Annotated in this window: 21 protein-coding genes and 2 pseudogenes; 5 read left to right on the top strand and 18 right to left on the bottom strand. The window is 35.2% G+C overall.

The genetic code is table 11. From position 1 onward, the window contains the following. Nucleotides 1-3 precede the first annotated feature (3 nt). Nucleotides 4-1,038: a hypothetical protein gene (locus tag AAHI02_RS02490; protein ID WP_346985303.1), complete on the bottom strand. Its 1,035-nt coding sequence runs from the start codon at nt 1,036-1,038 to the stop codon at nt 4-6. Between the two features lie 29 nt (nt 1,039-1,067). Further along, nucleotides 1,068-3,638 (bottom strand): DNA gyrase subunit A, encoded by a 2,571-nt coding sequence (gyrA, locus tag AAHI02_RS02485; protein WP_346985302.1) that lies wholly within the window; start codon nt 3,636-3,638, stop codon nt 1,068-1,070. Between the two features lie 148 nt (nt 3,639-3,786). Here gyrA and AAHI02_RS02480 point away from each other — a divergent pair, with 148 nt between their 5' ends. Next, nucleotides 3,787-4,086, top strand: coding sequence for a DUF4286 family protein (locus tag AAHI02_RS02480; RefSeq protein ID WP_346985301.1), 300 nt, complete (start codon nt 3,787-3,789; stop codon nt 4,084-4,086). 113 nt (nt 4,087-4,199) lie between these two features. Here AAHI02_RS02480 and AAHI02_RS02475 read toward each other — a convergent pair whose 3' ends face one another. The 5 genes and pseudogenes from AAHI02_RS02475 to AAHI02_RS02455 form a co-directional block, all read right to left on the bottom strand. Further along, nucleotides 4,200-4,385 (bottom strand): hypothetical protein, encoded by a 186-nt coding sequence (locus tag AAHI02_RS02475; RefSeq protein ID WP_346985300.1) that lies wholly within the window; start codon nt 4,383-4,385, stop codon nt 4,200-4,202. Nucleotides 4,386-4,509: 124 nt separating this feature from the next. Continuing rightward, nucleotides 4,510-5,073, bottom strand: a complete 564-nt coding sequence (locus AAHI02_RS02470) for an N-acetyltransferase family protein (RefSeq protein WP_346985299.1) — start codon at nt 5,071-5,073, stop codon at nt 4,510-4,512. After that, nucleotides 5,009-5,522: pseudogene (locus tag AAHI02_RS02465) on the bottom strand (YetF domain-containing protein). The gene AAHI02_RS02470 and the pseudogene AAHI02_RS02465 overlap by 65 nt, the downstream one beginning before the upstream one ends. Nucleotides 5,523-5,888: 366 nt before the next feature. Next, entirely contained in the window at nt 5,889-6,809 is a 921-nt protein-coding gene (locus tag AAHI02_RS02460; protein WP_346985298.1) for a carbohydrate kinase, read from the bottom strand. A gap of 22 nt (nt 6,810-6,831) precedes the next feature. Beyond that, the gene (locus AAHI02_RS02455) at nt 6,832-7,830 is read right to left on the bottom strand and encodes a LacI family DNA-binding transcriptional regulator (protein ID WP_346985297.1); all 999 of its coding nucleotides are present in this window, start codon (nt 7,828-7,830) and stop codon (nt 6,832-6,834) included. Between the two features lie 391 nt (nt 7,831-8,221). Between AAHI02_RS02455 and AAHI02_RS02450 the strand changes: the two are divergent. Beyond that, a pseudogene (locus AAHI02_RS02450) lies at nt 8,222-8,639 on the top strand (NUDIX domain-containing protein). 32 nt (nt 8,640-8,671) lie between these two features. On the opposite strand, the gene AAHI02_RS02445 reads toward AAHI02_RS02450, so the two are convergent. Both AAHI02_RS02445 and AAHI02_RS02440 read right to left on the bottom strand, forming a co-directional pair. Continuing rightward, entirely contained in the window at nt 8,672-9,022 is a 351-nt protein-coding gene (locus AAHI02_RS02445) for a DUF4294 domain-containing protein (protein WP_346985296.1), read from the bottom strand. Next, nucleotides 8,967-9,332, bottom strand: a complete 366-nt coding sequence (locus tag AAHI02_RS02440; protein WP_346985295.1) for a DUF4294 domain-containing protein — start codon at nt 9,330-9,332, stop codon at nt 8,967-8,969. Before AAHI02_RS02440 ends, AAHI02_RS02445 begins: the two co-directional genes overlap by 56 nt. Nucleotides 9,333-9,429: 97 nt before the next feature. Between AAHI02_RS02440 and AAHI02_RS02435 the strand changes: the two genes are divergently transcribed. Then, nucleotides 9,430-10,503, top strand: coding sequence for a M42 family metallopeptidase (locus AAHI02_RS02435; RefSeq protein ID WP_346985294.1), 1,074 nt, complete (start codon nt 9,430-9,432; stop codon nt 10,501-10,503). A gap of 78 nt (nt 10,504-10,581) precedes the next feature. Continuing rightward, nucleotides 10,582-11,232 (top strand): ribulose-phosphate 3-epimerase, encoded by a 651-nt coding sequence (rpe, locus tag AAHI02_RS02430; RefSeq protein ID WP_346985293.1) that lies wholly within the window; start codon nt 10,582-10,584, stop codon nt 11,230-11,232. Between the two features lie 290 nt (nt 11,233-11,522). Here rpe and AAHI02_RS02425 read toward each other — a convergent pair whose 3' ends face one another. The 9 genes from AAHI02_RS02425 to AAHI02_RS02385 all read right to left on the bottom strand — a co-directional run bounded on the left by AAHI02_RS02425 (nt 11,523) and on the right by AAHI02_RS02385 (nt 19,494). Further along, the gene (locus AAHI02_RS02425; protein ID WP_042721546.1) at nt 11,523-11,939 is read right to left on the bottom strand and encodes a nucleoside-diphosphate kinase; all 417 of its coding nucleotides are present in this window, start codon (nt 11,937-11,939) and stop codon (nt 11,523-11,525) included. Between the two features lie 336 nt (nt 11,940-12,275). Further along, nucleotides 12,276-13,202, bottom strand: coding sequence for a ribosome small subunit-dependent GTPase A (gene rsgA, locus AAHI02_RS02420; RefSeq protein WP_346985292.1), 927 nt, complete (start codon nt 13,200-13,202; stop codon nt 12,276-12,278). Between the two features lie 106 nt (nt 13,203-13,308). Further along, complete coding sequence (locus AAHI02_RS02415) at nt 13,309-14,388, bottom strand: chorismate mutase (protein WP_346985291.1); 1,080 nt, start codon at nt 14,386-14,388, stop codon at nt 13,309-13,311. Between the two features lie 433 nt (nt 14,389-14,821). Continuing rightward, a complete protein-coding gene (locus AAHI02_RS02410) occupies nt 14,822-15,373 on the bottom strand; it encodes a hypothetical protein (RefSeq protein WP_346985290.1) in 552 nt (183 codons plus the stop codon). Between the two features lie 46 nt (nt 15,374-15,419). Then, on the bottom strand, nt 15,420-16,529 hold the full coding sequence (gene dnaX, locus AAHI02_RS02405) for a DNA polymerase III subunit gamma/tau (protein ID WP_346985289.1): 1,110 nt from the start codon (nt 16,527-16,529) through the stop codon (nt 15,420-15,422). A gap of 96 nt (nt 16,530-16,625) precedes the next feature. Then, on the bottom strand, nt 16,626-17,117 hold the full coding sequence (locus AAHI02_RS02400; protein WP_346985288.1) for a TetR/AcrR family transcriptional regulator: 492 nt from the start codon (nt 17,115-17,117) through the stop codon (nt 16,626-16,628). Beyond that, nucleotides 17,095-17,277, bottom strand: a complete 183-nt coding sequence (locus AAHI02_RS02395) for a hypothetical protein (RefSeq protein WP_346985287.1) — start codon at nt 17,275-17,277, stop codon at nt 17,095-17,097. The genes AAHI02_RS02400 and AAHI02_RS02395 overlap by 23 nt, the downstream gene beginning before the upstream one ends. After that, on the bottom strand, nt 17,264-18,520 hold the full coding sequence (locus tag AAHI02_RS02390; RefSeq protein ID WP_346985286.1) for an aminotransferase class I/II-fold pyridoxal phosphate-dependent enzyme: 1,257 nt from the start codon (nt 18,518-18,520) through the stop codon (nt 17,264-17,266). Before AAHI02_RS02390 ends, AAHI02_RS02395 begins: the two co-directional genes overlap by 14 nt. 215 nt (nt 18,521-18,735) lie before the next feature. Next, nucleotides 18,736-19,494, bottom strand: coding sequence for a helix-turn-helix transcriptional regulator (locus tag AAHI02_RS02385; protein ID WP_346985285.1), 759 nt, complete (start codon nt 19,492-19,494; stop codon nt 18,736-18,738). A 95-nt stretch (nt 19,495-19,589) separates the two neighbouring features. On the opposite strand from AAHI02_RS02385, the gene AAHI02_RS02380 reads away from it, so the two are divergent. Then, entirely contained in the window at nt 19,590-20,237 is a 648-nt protein-coding gene (locus tag AAHI02_RS02380) for a DUF1349 domain-containing protein (RefSeq protein WP_346985284.1), read from the top strand. The last annotated feature ends 343 nt before the right edge of the window (nt 20,238-20,580 follow it).

The raw sequence follows: 20,580 nt of genomic DNA, 5'->3' as shown, positions 1-20,580 counted from the left end.
GACTTATTTCGGCTGCTTGGCTTGAAGTTCAGCTTCTTTAGCTTTCATTTCATTATACTTAGCCGTATTTTTAGTTGTATTATAGATGTCCTTTAATACCTGAACAGCAGTAATATCTGTCGGCATTGCCTGATACCATTTTTCTGCATAAGGTAAAGATTTATTAAATCTTTCTTTTCTTGCTTCAATAAGTTTCGTTGCATCGTCCGGCTTTGATTTTCTCAATGCATTGATTTCACTTACTGCTTTTTCATCATCACCGATCACGGTGTAAACAAGGTTCTGATAAGCATTTGAGAAATCCGGTTTCAGCTCAATAGCTTTCTGGAAAGAAGCAATAGCATCATTTACCGTTTCAGGATTTTTTGACTGAAGAACTCCAAGATTGTACCAGTTGGTTGCATCATTCGGGTTTTTCGCCAATTGTTCTTTAAGGTTCTGCATAAATTTATCCGTGTTTCCGGATGCGTATAATGCACTTCCCTGATATTCCTTTAATTTAGTATTGTTAGGAAATTTGGCAAGACCTTTTTCAATAATGGCTAAAGCTTCGTCATTTTTCTTAGCATTCAGCAAAAGGGTCGATAAAGTCTCATAAAGATCAGCTTCCACACTTGGAGTCTGCTCCGATTTGAAATCAGAATAATCTTTTGAAGAACTTTTCTTTAACAATTCCCAGGTGCTTTTATCGTAGCTTGCCACCTGTCCTGTTTTGTTTTCTTTGGCCGTATAAGTCGTTTCAACGCCGGTGTAGCCTGAGTTAATAAGATCGGTATATATTTTTGTAGCCTGAGGAATATCATTTGCCAAAGCATAATTAAGACCTGCATAATACATATATACTTTATTGTCCTGTCCACTAGTCTTCAGTAAGTTGTAAACTTCCATAAACTTAGGAGCCGCCACAGCATAGTTTTTTGCGTTGTATGCATCCATTGCTGCTTTGTTAGCTTCTTGTAGCTGAGCGTTCACATCACCTTTCTGTCCGAAAACAAAAGCTGACGCTACGATAGCCATACCTAAAATTAGCTTTTTCATAATCACTATTTTATATTAATTGTACAATATTATTCTTCCGAATCAGAACTTTCATTTTCTCCCGCATTATTATCTGTCTGCGGTGTTTCTGTCTCGTTTTCGTGGTTATCAGCTACAGTTCCTTCTATTTCTTCAGTATCTTCTACTTCTTTGTCCATTGCTACTTTTGCAATAGCAGCAATTTCATCATTTTTCTTAAGGTTAATCATTCTTACCCCTTGCGTATTTCTTCCCATTACTCTCATCTCGTCCATTCCCATTCTGATGGCAACGCCAGATTTGTTAATGATCATTAATCCGTCTTCATCCGTTACATTCTGAATAGCAATCAGGTTTCCCGTTTTTTCAGTAATGTTGAGCGTAATAACTCCTTTTCCTCCTCTGTTGGTAATTCTGTAGTCTTCAACAGCTGTTCTTTTACCATATCCTTTTTCAGATACTACAAGAACAGTTTCTTTTTCTACGTCGTTTACTACAATCATACCGATTACTTCATCATCATCTTCCATGGCGATACCGCGTACCCCGATAGAACCTCTGCCCACTTCTCTTACCTTTTCTTCAGGGAAGCGGATACATTTACCGTTTTTCGTGGCAATCATAATTTGAGATGTACCATTTGTAAGGTATGCTCCCAACAACTGGTCATTATCTCTGATTTCAATAGCATTTACCCCATTCACTCTCGGTCTTGAATATGCTTCTAATGATGTTTTCTTAATGGTACCGTTTTTGGTAACCATTACAACGCTCATCTGGTTTACATATTCAGAATCTTTAAGGTTATTGGTTCGGATATAAGCTTTAATTTTATCATCAGGTTCGATGTTAATTAAATTTTGTACTGCTCTTCCTTTTGCGGTTTTAGAACCTTCAGGAATTTCAAACACCCTTAGCCAGTAACATCTTCCTTTTTCGGTAAAGAACAGCATATACTGGTGATTGGTAGCAGAAACAATATATTCAAGGAAATCGGAATCTCTTGTTGTTGCCGCTTTGTTACCTACACCTCCCCTGCTTTGTACCTTGTATTCTGAAAGTGAAGTTCTTTTAATATATCCGGCATGTGAAATGGTAAGTACTACAGATTCGTTCGGAATGATGTCTTCGATAGACATTTCACCTCCTGAATAATCAATTTCCGTTCTTCTTTCGTCGCCGTACTTTTCTTTAACATCAATTAATTCATCCTTAATAATCTGGAATCTTCTTGGTTCATTTGTCAGAATATCTTCCAGATCTGCAATTTCTTTCATGATAGCGTCGTACTCATCACGGATCTTATCAAGCTCCATTCCTGTAAGACGGGCAAGACGCAGATCAAGAATGGCCTGAGCCTGAATTTCAGAAAGTTCGAAAGCTTCGATCAATCCTTCTTTTGCAGCCTGCGGATTGGAAGAATGACGGATGATAGAAATAGCTTTATCTAAAGCATCCTGTGTTCCGATTACTTTCATGAAACCTTCCAGAATATGAGCTCTTTCTTTTGCTTTTCTAAGCTCAAATTTGGTTCTTCTTACAATGACTTCATGTCTGTGTTCCACAAAATGGTGGATGATATCTTTCAGGTTTAATTGTTCCGGTCTTCCGTGAACCAATGCAATATTATTAACACTGAAAGATGTCTGAAGTGAAGTATATTTATATAATAAGTTTAAAACTACATTCGGAATTGCATCATTTTTCAATTCATAAACAATACGAAGTCCTCTTCTGTCAGATTCATCTCTGATTTCGTAAATTCCGGGGATTTTCTCGTCTTTTACCAAGTCTGCGGTTCTGGCGATCATCTCGGCTTTGTTTACCTGATAAGGAACTTCATTGACGATAATGGCATTTCTGTTTCCTATTTCTTCGAAAGCAACTTTAGCTCTTAACACGACTCTGCCTCTACCGGTATGGAAAGCATCTCTTACCCCATCATATCCATAGATAATACCACCTGTAGGAAAATCCGGAGCGATGATGTGCTGCATTAACTCATCAATCGTAATTTCTCTGTTATCAATATAAGCACAGATTGCATTTACAGCTTCCGTCAGGTTGTGAGGAGCCATATTGGTAGCCATCCCTACTGCGATACCTGAAGTTCCGTTAACCAAAAGGTTAGGAATTTTTGAAGGCATCACTGTTGGCTCAGTTAAACTGTCGTCAAAGTTATTCTGGAAATCTACCGTTTCTTTGTCTAAGTCTGAAAGTACTTCATCAGAGATTTTTTTCAACCTGGCTTCGGTGTAACGCATCGCTGCCGGTGGGTCACCATCCATTGAACCGAAGTTACCCTGGCCGTCTACCTGAGGATAGCGGAGGCTCCAGTCCTGAGCCATTCTTACCATTGCATCATATACAGAAGAATCTCCGTGAGGGTGATATTTACCTAAAACGTCCCCAACAATTCTAGCAGATTTTAAATATTTTCTATTAGAAAAAACCCCTAATCCATACATACCGTAAAGTACTCTTCTATGAACGGGTTTTAAGCCGTCTCTTACATCAGGTAACGCCCTTGAAACGATTACCGACATCGAATAATCGATATAAGACGACTTCATTTCATCAACAATGTTGATGGGAATCAGTCTTTCTCCTTCTTTTTGCATAAACAAATTTTATTATAATGACAGTCAGACCCTTAGCTGTACGTCTGAAAATTATTTTTTTTGAATTTTTATTAACGGGCTAATTTACGAAAAATTTGTCGATTTTTGCGGTAGAAATTTACTCAAAACATTAAAAAAATCATAAAACATGAGCCTGCTTAGTATAACTTTCCACTGTACAAAAAACAATCTGGAAAAATGGGAAAACTATATCGATGAAACATTGGTTTTAATGACCGAAAATTTAATGGACGTTAATAAATACATCCTTTCAGAAGTGCATAGTGACTACATTGAAGAAGGAAAAAATTATAATCTTCTGCTTGTTTTTGATAATGATGAGTTGAGAGAAGACTTTGTGAAAAGCGAACTGCAAAATATCGCAGAACATGTTGAAGCCAGGTTTGGACAGGAAGTGATGATTTTCAATACTTTTTTTAAATCCTAAAAAATCAAGATTTTAAATAAAGGCTGCAATATATTTTTAAGTAAGCCTTATTTCAGAATTTCAAACCAGAAAAAAAGCACCGAAAAATTCGATGCTTTTTATTTTTTTCAATTTTATCTATGGCGTCCATGCCCTCTGTGATGCCCGTGCCCATGGCCATGTCCCGGCCCTCTTTCATAAATATAAACTTTTTTCGCTTGTCCCGGAGGCATCCCTCTTCTTCCGTGATGTTCATGAACAATACATGAAGTCATCATCATAATTGCTGTAAGTCCAACAATTTTAATCAAATTTTTCATTTTTTCACTTTTCAAATTCCGGGATATGATGAACAAGGTTGGTGCCAAAATGAGCAGGAACTTTTCGGCGATTTGTAAAATTGTTTAAACAACACTTAAAGCTAATTAAATAGATAAAAGATAATCAATTAATTACAGAGCTTCTTCTTTCAAGCAGAATGACATCTTTCCAGATTCCGTTGAGTTTTGCAAGTTTTTCCCGCACGCCTACTATTCTGAATCCGTTTTTCTGATGGAACTTTACAGAAGCCTGATTATCTAGAAATACATTTGCCTGCAGCGTCCAAAAACCATGATCTTCGCTGTCTAAAATAAGTTTTTTAAGCAACACGGAACCCAAACCTTTACGCTGATAATTGTTATCAAAATAAATACTTATTTCCGCGACACCTTGGTAACAATCTCTTTTACTGACAGGTTTTAAAGCACACCATCCTACAATTTCCTGACTTTCATTTTCCAGGATCCAACGGCAGTCGTTGTGATATTCCATATCCCAGGCTTCAGCAGTAGGAACTGTCGTTTGAAAAGTTGCCATACCGCTCTCAATACCTTGCCTGAAGATGTCTAAAACCCTGTGTATATCATCAGGAAGCATTTCTCTAAGTTCATAGTTCTTCATATCAACGGTATTTATGTCTGTATTTTCTTTTAATTCTTGAATAATGAGTCTGTTTACTTTGTTCATCTTCAGAGATCACGCTGATATTTCCATCGACTTCAAGAATTGATAATTTCACTTTTTTTTATTCCGTCTACACCATGCTCTCTCACTGCTTCCTCCAATTCATCTTTACTGATCTTTACTTTATTTAAAGCATTTTCGTCTACTTTGCCATCCTTTATCAAAACTACCGGATCTTCTTCCATAAAACTTTCAAATTTTCTATTGGAAAACATTAATCTTTTAACGATAAAATTGGCTACAAAAAGAACAAGCGCTGCTACAAGACCACCTTCCAGAGAAGTATTTTCGCCCACCATTGCATTCTGAACGGCATTAGAGATAAGCAGAAGCAGCACAACATCGCCTGCATTAAGCTGTGAAAGCTGATTTTTACCAAAAAGGCGAATGGCGATTACCATGAAAAGGTAAACGCAAACGGAGCGTACAACAACATCTAGAATGGGATTCACTACAGTTTTAATTATACCGTCAAATGTATTAATTTTTGTGGTATAATATCTTTTATGACTCGGTTTTTTAGGTAAAATAAATACAGTGAATACTAAATAGAAAATGATAATAAAAAAACCGCCTGAAAAGCGGTTGATAAATGATTAAGGACATTGTGCGATTGGAACTTCGCTACAGACTGTTTTGTTTAATCTTTCACAGTAAACGCAATACTTTTTTTGGCTGCCCGCCGTACAATGACTTAAGTTCTGTTTTTGTAAGTTTCTTTAAATTTTTCATATCGTTTTAATTTTGTTGATCTAATTTAAAACGAAATCCGTTCTTAATTATTACAGATTTTACATGAAAATTTTCATGATCTGCATTTATGTGGTAGCCTGTTCATTCAACCCAAATTTTTCCTTTTTAAATTTTTCGAAATCTGAATACTGATATTCTGGACACGCACCGGATTTTGATGTGATGAACGCTCCTAAAGCGATTGCCTGTTTTAGAATTTCTTCCGGATTTTCGTTCCGGATTCTTTTTGAAATAAATCCTGATAAAAAAGCATCCCCACTTCCTACCGTATCAGCAACTGTAATTGGTAATGCTGCAAAAGTGTAATTTTTATCGTTTACAAAATACCTTGCTCCGTCGCTTCCTTTAGTTAAAACAACTTCCGTAATATTGAAACGTCTTTGGATCGCTTGTACAGCTTCCTCTTCAGTATTAAATTTTTCATCTGTAAAATCTACAATCTGCTGCAGTTCGGATTTATTTATTTTGACAATATCGGATTTATGCAAAAGAGTTTTAATTAGTTCTACATCAATGAAAGGTGGTCTTAAATTAACATCAAAAATTTTAAGCTTTGCTATATCAAGAAGCTTAATCAGGGTATTTTTTGTTTTTTCACTTCTTGAAGAAAGACTTCCGAAGACAAACGCTTTAGCATTGGATATTAATTCTTTATGTTCAGGAAAATATTCAATATAATCCCATGCCACATCATTAATAATCTCATAAGTTGCTTCGTTTTGTTTATCAATCTTCGCAATTACTGTACCGGTTGGATGATCATTATCAGCCTGTATGTAATCTGTTGAAATTCCCCAATTACTGATCTTTTGTATTAGTTTCTTTCCAAGTTCATCATCTCCTGTTCTGCTGAGTACCTTTACATCAATACCCATTTTATGGACATTATATGCCACATTAAAAGGCGCTCCTCCTGCTCTGGAACCTTCAGGGAAAATATCCCACAGAACCTCTCCGAAACATGTTATATAGGTTTTATCTTTCATTTAATTTAAAACATTAAAATTGTTATTCTACAGAGTTTCTTTCCATAAATTTTGCCTGAAAGGTTACTCTTTTTCCATCCGGTGTATAATTATTGATCTGGTTGTCAAGGAGTTTTACAGATTCCCTGGCCATCTCCGCCAAAGGTTGTTGCACGAAACTCACTTCCGCAGGGAAAAGATAATACGCTTCAGTTTCATCAAAAGCAATCAGCGAAACATTTTCCGGAACTTTGATATTGTTGTCAATAAGATATCGCAGACCGGCAATTCCCAGCTTGTTACTTGAAAAATAAATAGCTGTTTTTTTAGAAAGATCCAGATTATTTTTCAGTTTTTCATGCAGTTCTTCCGTGATATTATGAATACCGGTTAAAATTCTCTTTACCGGAACATGAGATTTTTCAATTCTTTTTTCAAAACCATGCTGCCTGTCAAGAAGATGTGGCAATCGGGTATCATAACCAACATAAATCAGCTCATTAAAGTTTTTCTCAAGCAAATAATCACAAATTTGTTCGGAGACTTCCGAATTATTAATCATTACACCCGGAAGATTTACATTTTTCAGGTAGCGGTCGATAGTTACAATAGGATATTCTTCTTTAATCAGTTTGATAATTGCTTCGTCAGAATCTACAACCGGTGCGACGATCATTCCGTCGACCTGCTGCTCGGAAAACAGTTCGGTCAGCTTTTTAAATTTTTCAGGATTCTCATCACAGCTTCCGATCAGGAGTGTATATCCCAGTTTCATCGCTTCATCCTCAATGCTTCGTGCAATATTGGAATAAAAGTCATTTGAAATATCTGCCACGATAAGTCCGATCAGCTTACTCTTGCTCATCTTTAAACTTTTGGCAATTTTATTCGGTGTATAATTAATATCCTCAGCGACTTCCAGGATTTTTTTCTGTGTAGCTTCACTGATCCGGCTTCCTTCTTTTCGATTAAGAACATATGATACCGTTGCTACGGAAACTCCCGCGATTCTTGCAATGTCTTTTATAGAAGCTCGTTTCATGATGGTTTACTTTAGCGCAAAATTATTCTATTATAGAGTAAAAAAACAATAGCATTATTTTTTGGCCGTTTCAAAAATAATTGTAGTTTAGCGGCTTTTTAAATTTTAAACATTAATCTATCAAAATATTGAAAATCAATCATTTGTATCTGTCTTCAATTTAGCGATTATCAAAAATTTATGGATAATACTAATATTTTCATTGTGTTGATACTTATTTTGGTTAAACGTTTATCTTAAATAAGGTAGTTAAAATTTAATTTATTTCAAAACGGATTGAAAATTATTAGTTCTTGAATTCAAAGAAGATCTTAAAGATAAAATCTTTTTAACTGTTCTCACGGCCCTTTTTGCATATAAATTCTTAATTTAGCGATACAAATTATTACATATGATAGATAAGATAAACATTAGGGTTTATGCATGTGCAGTGAAGGATAAAAAAAGTCCTGGCTTTGTTTGAAGAATATGCTGGTGAACCTTTAATGAAATTTCCGGGCGGCGGATTGGAATTTGGAGAAGGCGTAATAGAATGTCTGCACCGTGAATTTGATGAAGAACTAAACGTAAAAATCGAAGTAAAAGAACATTTCTATACTCAGGAAAATTTTCTGGTATCACGATTCCGGGAAAATGAGCAGCTGCTTACTATTTATTATCTCGTGAATATCATTAACGAAGAAGATTTTCTCATTCTCGATCCTTGTATAGAAAAAACAGAATGGATTGATATCAACAGACCCGATAACCCTTTTGTCCTACCGGTTGATGCAATTGTTTTTAATAAACTGAAAGAAAAATTCCTGTAAAAAAATTTACAGGAATTTTCGTATGCTGATTATTATTTGTAGATTTTAAAGTTATTGGCTCCCGGATAAGGCTGCAGATACCCTGAATTCCAATTGGATTGAAGTAATGATTCAAGATATTCGTCTGTTCTGTTGACATGTGGATCATATTTCTCTTTAAGGTCAATATCTGCCATTTTGCCTTTTAAATTCCACCAAAATGCACTCCAGCCTCCTCTCAGTTCTTTTATGATTTCATAAACGTTCTTTCCTGTTGCCCTGTTCATTAGTTTTGTAAATATCTGTCCTTCAGTTGTTGTAAGATCCCGAAGCTGCTTTTCATATTGATCAGCGAGAATATTCTGACGGTCTCTTAGATATTTCCTTTTTGCTTTGCTGTTCATATTGTTCATTTCCCCCCTGGATATCCCTGTATTGCTGCAAAGCAGTTACAAATAAGGGGTAAACTCTGTACAGTTTTTTGTTGAGAAAATAGTAATAGTTTCTGTCTAACTGGTTATTAAATTTAGGTTTATTCAGCAAAATCAATTCGTCCATTACGACAACTGTTTCACCATTTATTTCGTAAATCTTCGCCTTCTGCCTTTCATCATAAAAATATTTATTTCCGAATTCGTCTACCTTAAGCAATTCCTGAGGATATTGGCTTAGCGGTTTTGCAATAACAGAATCTTTCTGACCAAAAACACTCACCCCAAAAAAAGAAAAGATAAAGACAAATAATCTTGCTAAATTTCATTATTTTTACAGCTATTATAAAGAAATTTAAACGCAAAAATCATTCCTTTTTATGAAATTTGATAAGAAATCTTTGAAATTTTTAGAAAAATATTTAAATACTTCTTCCCCGACAGGTTATGAGCATGAAGGACAGAAAATCTGGATGGATTATATTAAACCATATGTTGACAAAATTGAAGTGGATCATTATGGCACATGCTATGGAATTATCAATCCTGAAGCAGAATTTAAAGTAGTTATTGAAGCTCATGCAGATGAGATTTCCTGGTACGTGAATTATATTACTGATGACGGATTGATCTATGTAATCCGAAACGGAGGTTCTGATCAGACGATTGCTCCATCGAAAGTAGTTCATATTCATGGAGAAAAAGGGATTATTAAAGGAGTGTTCGGATGGCCGGCTATTCATACAAGAACTAACCAGAATGAGCCAGCTCCCAAAATCGAAAATATATTTATCGACTGTGGCGCCACTTCAAAAAAAGAGGTAGAAGAAATGGGAATATACGTTGGCTGCATGATAACATATCCTGACGAATTCTTCGAAATGAATGATCGCTATTTTGTCTGCAGAGCGTTGGACAACAGAATTGGCGGGTTTATGATCGCTGAAGTAGCACGTCTTTTAAAAGAAAATAAAAAATTGCTTCCTTTCGGATTGTATATCACCAATTCCGTTCAGGAGGAAGTGGGATTGTATGGCGCAGATATGATCGCAGACACAATAAAACCCAATATTGCCATTGTGACAGATGTTACCCATGACACATCGACTCCCATGATCGAAAAAAAGAAGGAAGGCGACCAGAAGTGTGGTGACGGGCCGGTTGTGTTTTTTGCACCAAGTGTTCACCATACCATCAGAGAATTAATTATCGAAACGGCCAAAACGAAAAAGATTCCTTTCCAGAGAGCTGCTGCCAGCAGAATGACAGGAACTGATACAGATGCTTTTGCCCATTCTAACGGAGGTGTTCCAAGTGCATTGATTTCATTACCTTTACGTTATATGCATACAACGGTGGAAATGGTTTCTAAAGAAGATGTGGGGAATGTCATTAGGTTGATTTATGAAACTCTTCTTAAAATTCAACCGGAAATGAAACTGAAATATCATTAATTAATATTGTAGAGATAGATTAAGATCTTCGTTTTTTTTAAATTAAATGTAATAATAAAGTAAAGTATAAATAGTAAAATGAAAACTAAGCTTATTGCTCCTTCTCTGTTAGCCGCAGATTTCGGAAACCTGCAGAGAGACATTGAAATGATAAATAATTCACAGGCCGACTGGTTTCATGTGGATGTCATGGATGGAAGATTTGTTCCAAACATTTCTTTCGGTTTTCCGGTAATGAAAACCGTGCAGCAGCATGCCAAAAAGTTTGTTGACGTACATCTGATGATCCTAGAACCTGAAAAGTACGTTGAAGAATTTATAAACCAAGGTGCTGATCTTGTTTCTGTGCATTACGAAGCCTGTACTCATCTTCACAGAACAATTCATCATATTCAGAGCTTGGGGGCAAAAGCAGGTGTTGTCCTAAATCCCTCAACCCCTGTATTGATGCTTGAGGATATCATTGCCGATGTAGACTTGGTATTGCTGATGAGTGTAAATCCTGGGTTTGGTGGTCAAAAATTCATTGAAAATACCTATAAAAAGATAGCTGAAACGAAAGATCTTATCTTAAGTAACAATTCTACAGCACTCATTGAAATTGACGGAGGCGTGAATATCGATAACGCTGCCAAACTATTTGAAGCAGGAGCAGATGTTCTTGTGGCAGGAAATGCCGTTTTTTCAGCAGAAAACCCAGAAAGAACTATTGAATTGTTGAAAATATGACACTTCAACTATTATATGACAAAAAGGCAGCTCAATGAGCTGCCTTTCTCTTTTACCGAATCAGAGTCTTTAATGGTTATTAGCTTAATAATTTCTGTGTAGTAATTATGATGTAAAATTGGTAAAAAAGAACATATAAAATATCAGTAAAAACACTGAATTTACTTTTCCGTATTTATACTTAATATGATTATCCATGAGGGTTTATTACTCATTAAGCGATTTAATTCGTAACAAAAAAATCCGGAAAAGCAGTGCTTTTCCGGATTCGTATTTTTAAGTGGATCTTATTAGAAAATCTCTCTTCCTGAAAAGTGAAATTTAGCTTCGATAAGAGCATTTTCATCAGAATCTGAACCATGAACGGCATTTTCTCCGATACTTCTTGCAAACATCTTTCTGATTGTACCTTCTGCTGCTTCTGCAGGATTGGTAGCACCGATTAATGTTCTGAAATCTTCAACAGCATTGTCCTTTTCAAGAACAGCCGCAACAATTGGTCCTGAACTCATAAATTCAACCAATTCTCCGTAGAATGGTCTTTCAGCATGAACCTCATAGAACTTTTTAGCATCAGCTACTGTAAGCTGAGTAAGTTTTAATGCTTTGATTTTGAAACCTCCTTCTGCAATTTTACCTAATATAGCACCGATATGTCCGTCAGCAACTGCGTCAGGCTTGATCATGGTGAATGTAATGTTAGACATATATGTAATATTTTTTTAATGGCGCAAAAGTACAAAAAAAATCGGTTATTTCGATTTTAAACAAATTTTAACTTAAAAAAACGTTTGTTAAGAAATGGCAATTTAAAGTTTGGCACAATAATTGTTTATTTCAATCCGATTCTCATGTTTAATTTGAGTTTTCATGGTTATTAGTTTTTACCCAGCCTCGGCTGGGTTTTTTTATTGATGGGTGTTTCAGAGGATTTGACTGCATTTCAGATTCAAATAAATGACAAATTAAACGAAATCAAATACTTATTGCTTCGTTTTAAATCAATGAATGTTAAAATGAATTTATTGTTACGGACAGATGAATTATTTCTGAGCATTTTCTTCTGCCTCCTCCATCAGTTTGATATAAGTAGAATATCTTGAATGTTGAATTTCTCCTGTCTCAAGACTTTCAATAACAGCACATTTAGGTTCATTAATATGAAGGCAGTTGTGGAACTTACATTCTTCTCTTTTTTTGAAAATTTCAGGGAAATAATGTTGTACTTCTTCTTTTTCGATATCAATCATGGCAAACTCACGGACACCTGGTGTGTCTATAACATTACCACCGAAATCCCAGAAGTACATCTGTGCAAATGTTGTTGTATGCTTACCTTTTAAATGAGTATCGGAAATTTCTGAAGTTTTTAAATTGAGTCCGGGCTGTAATGCATTGACCAAAGTAGATTTTCCACAACCGGAATGTCCAAAAAATACTGAAGTTTTATCTTTTAAAATTTCCTTAAGTTTATTTAAATTTAAACCTGAATAGGATGAGATTTCAAGAGTCTCATAACCAATTTCATTGTAAAGGAATTCTATATCTTTCACAATTTCAATTTCTTCCTGATGCAGAACATCCATTTTATTGAATAAAATCAGCGGAGTGATATTATATGCTTCGCAACATGCGAGAAATCTGTCCAAAAATCCGAGAGACGTTTCCGGATGTTTCAGAGTGAATATGAAGCAGGCAAGATCAATATTAGAAGCAATGATATGTGCTTCTTTGGAAAGGTTTACGGATTTTCTGATCAGATAATTTCTACGAGGCTCGATTTTCGTAATCCAGGCAATGTCATCCTGTTCCAGCTGAAATTCTACAAAATCGCCTACAGCAAGCGGATTGGTAAGTCTGGTTTTGATCAATTTAAATTTACCGCGAATTCTGGCTTCAAAGATTTTATCGGTTTCCACTTCCAAAACCTGATACCAACTTCCTGTAGATTTAATGATTTTTCCTTTCATATTTTAACTTAGTGCAAATATAAGAAATTAGGGCTTAGAAATCAGGTTAAAATATTTTGCGTTATTTCCTGAAATCTAAGCCCTAATTATATTATCTGTAAATGATTTATCTGTCAATCATAATATTATTCTGAACCTCTATGGATTCTTCGTGAATGGCTTTAAAAACCTTTTCGATAAATTCCTTCGACATACCGGTTTCTACAGCTTTTTGAGTTGCATATTCCGTGATAACCTTCCAGCGTTCCGGCTGAAATATGGCAATATCATTTTCTTTTTTAAGTTTCCCAATTTTCTCTGATATTTTCATTCGCTGGGAAAGCAGTTCAATCAGCTGAAAATCGATATCGGAAATTAATGTTCTGTGTCTTCCCATATCACCTTCAAAACCTGCCAAATCTGTGCTTCTTACTTTCAGGTTGCCAATAAGTTCTGCCAGAACTTCGGGTGTAATCTGCTGGGCCGCATCACTCCAGGCTTCATCAGGATTTGCATGGGTTTCAATAATGGCTCCCTGGTAACCTACATTTAATGCCTCCTGAGTAATATCTGCAAGCCCTGTTCTGTTTCCGCAGATATGGGAAGGATCAATCAGCATCGGAATATTAGGAAACTGGCTTTTAAAATCCAGGGCAATCTGCCAATTGGGATTATTTCTGTATTTCGTTTTCTGATAGGTAGAAAATCCCCGGTGAATAACTCCAAGATTCTTAATTCCCTGACCAAGAAGTCTTTCTAAGGCACCGATCCACAATGCAAGATCAGGATTTACGGGATTCTTTACCAGGATGGTTTTCTCAGTTCCTCTCAGTGCCATCGCAATTTCCTGAACGGTGAACGGATTTACGGTAGAACGCGCTCCGATCCAAAGAATATCAACATCCGCTTCAAGAGCAGCGAAAACGTGATGCGCATTGGCAACTTCAGTAGCAGTTTTAAATCCGTATTCTTCTTTTACCTTTTTTAACCAGTTTAAACCGATCACTCCTACTCCTTCAAATCCATTTGGTTTCGTACGTGGTTTCCAAATTCCAGCTCTGAATATTGGTACATTAGCATTGGTTTCTTTAATTCTTCTGGCTGTTTCCAGCATCTGAGATTCGCTTTCAGCACTGCATGGTCCGGCGATCATCATGGGCTGCGAAAAAGCATTGATCCAGTCGTTCTGTAATTCTCTTAAATTCATTATTCTTAATTCTTTTATTCTTATTTGTTAATACATATCAATAGCAATTGCATTATAAAGCTGATTTATAATTCTTTCTAAAAAAAATGCCGTTAAAATTTTAATTAATGGAATCAGGACCGAAGAATCGGGTTTCCTGTTATTTTTTGGAAAGAAATTCAGTTAAAAATACCAATAATAAAATCGATAATTTCTTTCTGAACTTCTAAAATATGCTGAAGAAAAGCAGAAATCACCGCTAAAATAAGTAGCGGGTGTAAAAAATGATTGATATGATTTCAATAAATTTTCCACTGTTAATGATTGGTATGCTTTCCTTTATTAATTGCTTTTATTGAATAATTATTTTTTCAACAATTATTTAGCAAATATATAAAATTTATTTAAATATGGTACTCGGGATTTTAAAAATCTGTTTAAGAGATTTGTTTGTTTAAGTAAGGTCAAATCTCATCAAATCATCAAGATCTTTAAGAAGCGGGTTCTTTTGCACAAATTTTTCAAAAATCTTACGTTTTGTCATCACCTCAATCTTAAGATTTTCAACGTCTCTTTTGTAAATTATTTCGATTGAAAAATTATGTACTCTCGTTTTGAAGTGATTAAAAAATTCCCTGCTTACTTTGTCAAATTCTACTTTTGCAGAATCTGACGGAAACATAACCGTAATCTGATTTTCACCGGATTTGATTATTTTAAACGATTTAATTGCATTAAAAACAAAAGTATCTTTCTTCTGAAGTTGCTTTAACAATAAATTCCATTCCGCCTGAAGATCCGTTTCAGTAAAATGATTTTGTGGGAGATGATCAGTCTTTACCGCTGTTTTATCTTCCTCATCTTGAGGTTTATCTTCTTTATTTAAAAATGCGTTAATGCTGAAGCCTGTAGATATTATCTGTTTTGTAAGAGGTTTGGTTGTTTTTTTAATTTCAGCTTCCTGTGGTTTATTGAGATCTACAGTTTGTGGCTGGCTGATTTTCACCTCTTTCTTCTCAATGCTTTTTTCAGGAATTTTTAATTCCTGCTTTTCACTGAGAAACGGTGCTAATATTATAAACTTTTTTTTTAGAAATATCTCCTCCGTTAGCTGTAAGAGAAGACATTTGCATCAAAGCAATTTCTACGGTAAGTCTTGGATTTTTTGAATTTTTATAATTGATATCCGCATGATTACAAATTTCAATCGCATCAATCAGCTGTTGGGCATTCCAGTTCTGAGCCTGCAGGACAAACTTAGCTTTCGTTTGCTCACCAACTTCGATAAGATCTATAGTGGATGAATTCTGCGCCATCATCAGGTCTCTGAAATGATTTCCAAGTCCTGCTATAAAAATATGAGGATCAAAGCCCTTCTTTACAATTTCATTAAATGCGGAAAGAACTTCCGGAATTTTACTTTCTTTGGCTAGGTCTACAATTTTCAGATACTGATCGTAATCAAGGATATTCAATACTTCAGCTGCTTTCGCTAAAGTTATATTTTTCTGTGAAAAAGTAGAAAGCCTGTCAAAAATAGATAATGCATCTCTCAAAGCACCATCGGCTTTCTGAGCGATCAGATACAAAGCATCATTTTCATATTGAATATTCTCTTTTTGAGCAATATTTATGAGATGTTGCTGGATGTCCTCGATTGTGATTCGCTTAAAGTCATAGATTTGGCAACGGGAAAGAATTGTAGGAATTATCTTATGCTTTTCGGTTGTTGCCAGAATAAAAATAGCATGAGCCGGTGGTTCTTCAAGTGTTTTAAGGAAAGCGTTAAAAGCTGCGGAAGACAGCATATGCACCTCGTCAATGATGTACACTTTGTATTTACCTACCTGTGGTGCAAAACGCACCTGATCGATAAGCTCTCTGATATCGTCAACTGAGTTGTTTGATGCTGCATCAAGCTCATAAATATTATAAGCAAAACCGTCATCTGATACAGAGCCGTCTTTTTCATTGATTTTTCTTGCAAGAATTCTTGCGCAGGTAGTTTTCCCGACACCTCTGGGTCCGCAGAACAATAAAGCCTGGGCGAGCTGATTTTCTTCAATTGCATGTTCTAAAGTATCCGTAATATGAGATTGCCCAACAACAGTATCAAATTGCTGTGGACGATACTTTCGTGCAGATACGATAAAATTTTCCATTGGCCAAAAGTAAGAAATATAGTTGTAATCTGAAAATTTTAGATTTCAATTTATCCACAAAAACTTATTGGTCAATAGGAAAATTTTTTCTCATCATTATTTTTCCTCGTACGCGAAATCAATGATTTCAGCAATAGCTTTTTCAATTTCGTGTCTCCCTTCATCAGATTTCAGATCAATCCCGCAAAATGTGCTTGCATTATGTGCGGTATATAGATTCAGATAATATGCTCCTGATACAAGAATCGCAGCGATAGCGCGGTACCTTGTAGATTTTTCCTTAAAATGAGGGTCTACGATATTGCTGAATAAAAGCTCTCCCATCTGTTCTCTCTCATCTGCAATTCTTTTAAGAATCGGTTTGCTTTCCGAAAGTCCCCAAAGGATAATTTTCTGAAGTTCCTTATTCTTTTTAATAAATTCATACTGATTAAGAATCGCTACTTTTGAAAGCTCTTTTCCGCCATCAGAAACATCAACTTCGATATTGTTCTGGTTCATTCTGCTCCAGTAATCCTGCGTTTTTACGTATTCGTCAATTAGCTTTTCGGTGCTTCCGAAATATTCATAAATCAGCTTTTTTGTCAAATCCGGCTACAGCGGCTATCTTACTTACTTTCAGACCTGCATAACCTTTTGTTCTTAAAATTTTCCCTACTGCGCCCAACAGTTTCTGTTTCGTTTTTTTCTTTGTCCCTGATAGGGCCTTGGACAACTTTTCTAGCCATTTGTTATTATTTTTTCGCAATATGCAACTTTTTATTGATATCCTCAAATGCATTGAGTGTTTTGTCGAGATGTTCCCGATCATGTGCAGCCGTCATACTCATCCTGATACGCGCATCTTTTCTAGCTACCGCCGGATAAATAATAGGATTGGTGTATATGCCCCGTTCAAGAAGCATTTTACCTGCATCTCCTGTTGTATGGGGATCACCGATTTTTACCGGAATCACCGCTGAACTTGTAGTTCCTGTATTTAAGCCTAAATCATCAAGTCCTTTTTTAAAATAATTAATATTATCCCAAAGCTTTTCGCGCCAATACGGTTCCTCATCTATTAATTCAATAGCTTTTATGATACCGGTGGCTGTGGAAGGAGGTGTTGTTGCAGAGAAAATCTGCTGTCGAGACTGGAATCGTATAAAATTAGCCAATGTTTTATTAGCAATTACATATCCTCCAAGATTACCAAATGTCTTGCTGAATGTTCCTGTAATAATATCAATTTTATTGAGTAATCCTGTATCTTCAATAGTACCTCTTCCTGTTTTTCCCAATATACCTACTCCATGAACATCATCAATCATAAGATAGGCATTATATTTTTTTGCTAAATTATAAATTTCTTCAATAGGTGCAATGTCTCCATCCTGAGAATATACACCATCAATGATAACTAATTTTGTACGATACCTGTTTTCAGAGGTTTTTAGAATATTTTCCAGTGCTTCCAGGTTATTGTGCGGGAATGTTTTCCTGTTTGTAAGTAAACATCCTTCATAAACGCTTGCATGTACTGCCATATCGACGATAGCAATATCCTCTTTCTGAAGCAAAATCTGCAATGTAGCACTGTTTGCCGTATATCCTGTAGTGAAAATAGCCACTTCATCCTGCATTCTGCCAAAAAATGAAGATATTTTCTTCTCAAGATCATTGTGATAAGAGTAATATCCTCCAATTAGTGGCGTTGCAGCAGTACCTGTACCATATTTTTCTATTCCGTCTATGGCCGCCCGCTTCACTTTCGGATGTTGGGTGAATCCCAGGTAATCACTGGTTACAAAACTCACAAATTCCTTAGTTACATTTTCTGTACCAACATTCATGACAGAGCTGCATCCTGTATTGTTTTGCAATCTATACCTGTGGCCATTTGTTTTCATATATTCAAGGAAATCGTAATAAATATCCGCGCGTTCCATCATATCAAATCCCGGAATATTTTCAAAATCCTTAAAAGTCGCTGTTGAGAAATTAATATTCATCCTATAAGTGTTAATTGTTTATATAACAAATATAGGATTTATTTAAATTAAATTATTGTAATTTTTCATTAATTTTTGAAATATTAAGAATGTTATGTATTAAAAAATCTTAAATATTTTTCATATTCTCAATATTTTTGAATAAATAATATTAATAAATTAAAAGTAAGGAAATCAATGCAATAAAACATTTATATGATTGTCAATAAATTTATTCAAATAAATTTTTCAAAAGCTTCATTAAATGCGCTTACAGAATTTTTCACTTTCAGTTTTTCCAGAATATTTTGACGGTGCCGGCTAACCGTATTGATACTTATGGATAAAAGAACGGCGATTTCTTTGCTTGTAAATCCTTCGCCTACATATTTTAGCACTTCCATTTCACGAGGGGAAAGAATCTTGTTGTAATTCAATTTGTCTTCAATAGCTATTTCTCCTTTTACAGTATTGATAATCAGAAATCTTGATGACACTACTGACTGATCCCAATCGATATCATACAGACAAAGAGCAAATCTTAGTTTTTGATTGTATGGCGAGAAAAAATAGAACATTCTGTGCCTTACAAATTGATAGATTCCATTTTTATTATCCATTCGTATTTTTGATAGAACGCTGTATTCGGAACGTTTTTCAGAATCCATAGACTGTAAGAATTTAAAAAACCTTAGTTCATGAACGTATTTTTTCATTCTGTCGTCCGGATGAATCTTTTTCAGGATCTCTTCTTCCCAGATTGAATCAATAACCGCCGGATGATCAGCTAAATTCAACCCTAACTTTAGAGCCGTTTTTGAACTGAAAATATAGCTTTTATCATGTTGCATATCACTCAGAACTGCTACTGAATTTTCTGTTCTGGTATAGGTTTTCGCCATATTTTTGAACTCTTCAATATCCATGGGACATACTTTACCAGCTTCAGGTTTTTTGTGAAGTAAAGCTTTATTCAGTGTTTTTACAATTTCCATAAAATGGTTATTTTTCAGTATTGGATACAATAGCTTTTAGTAATACTTTTGCTAAAATAACAATAATTACACGTACTGTGTTTACCTGGAATACAATGAAGAGAATATTTTTAAGTTTATGTGCATTAAGTATGATCAGTAAAAGCTATGCGCAGACATTGGAAAAGATGGTGTGGTTTAACGAGCCTGCAAAATGGGAAATTAAAAACAATACGCTGAGCATGTTTGTCACTCCACAAAGTGATTACTGGAGGATCTCGCACTATGGCTTTACAGTTGATGATGCTCCATTCCTGTATAATATATATGGTGGAGAATTTGAAGCGAAAGTGAAAATTAAAGGAAATTACAAAACGAGATTCGATCAGATGGGACTTATGCTGAGAATAGATAAGGAAAACTATATCAAAGCCGGAATTGAATTTGTAGACGGAAAATACAATCTCAGCACTGTCGTGACCCACACAACCAGTGACTGGAGTGTGATAGCACTGGATAAAATACCTTCAAATGTCTGGATAAAAGCGGTAAGAAGACTTGATGCTGTAGAAATATTCTATTCTTTTGACGATAAAAACTATATCATGATGCGTAATGCCTATCTTCAGGATAATTCTCCTGTAATGGTAGGCCTTATGGCAGCCTGCCCTGACGGAGAAGGATTTAATGCTGCTTTTGAAAATTTTACAGTAAAGCATTTGCCCGATGAACGCCGTCTGAAATGGCTGGAAAACAATAAATAGATTGAATTAAAACTCAATACATAGTCAATTTTATTCAACCTCTCCTGATCAGAGAGGTTTTTTGTTTGTTCATTATCTTTTTTAATATTAAAAAGATACCACATTTTTATTATTTCGTGAACTTTATTGCAAATTTTAATAATTTTATTACAAAATTTAATATATTTAAAAAGAGAATATACTTTTGGTTAGATATTTGAATAAAGAATTTTAAATACAGATTATATTTTCCATTCACACACCAACATTAAATTAATATGATGCCAACCCATTTTATCACACCAAAAGACTGCCTAATCAAGGTACTTAGAAAGTCTTTTCCGATTCCCGTCAATGTGATTCT

Source organism: Chryseobacterium sp. POE27, from assembly GCF_039727685.1.
Lineage (GTDB): Bacteria > Bacteroidota > Bacteroidia > Flavobacteriales > Weeksellaceae > Chryseobacterium.
This window is presented reverse-complemented; position numbering and strand designations above follow the sequence as displayed.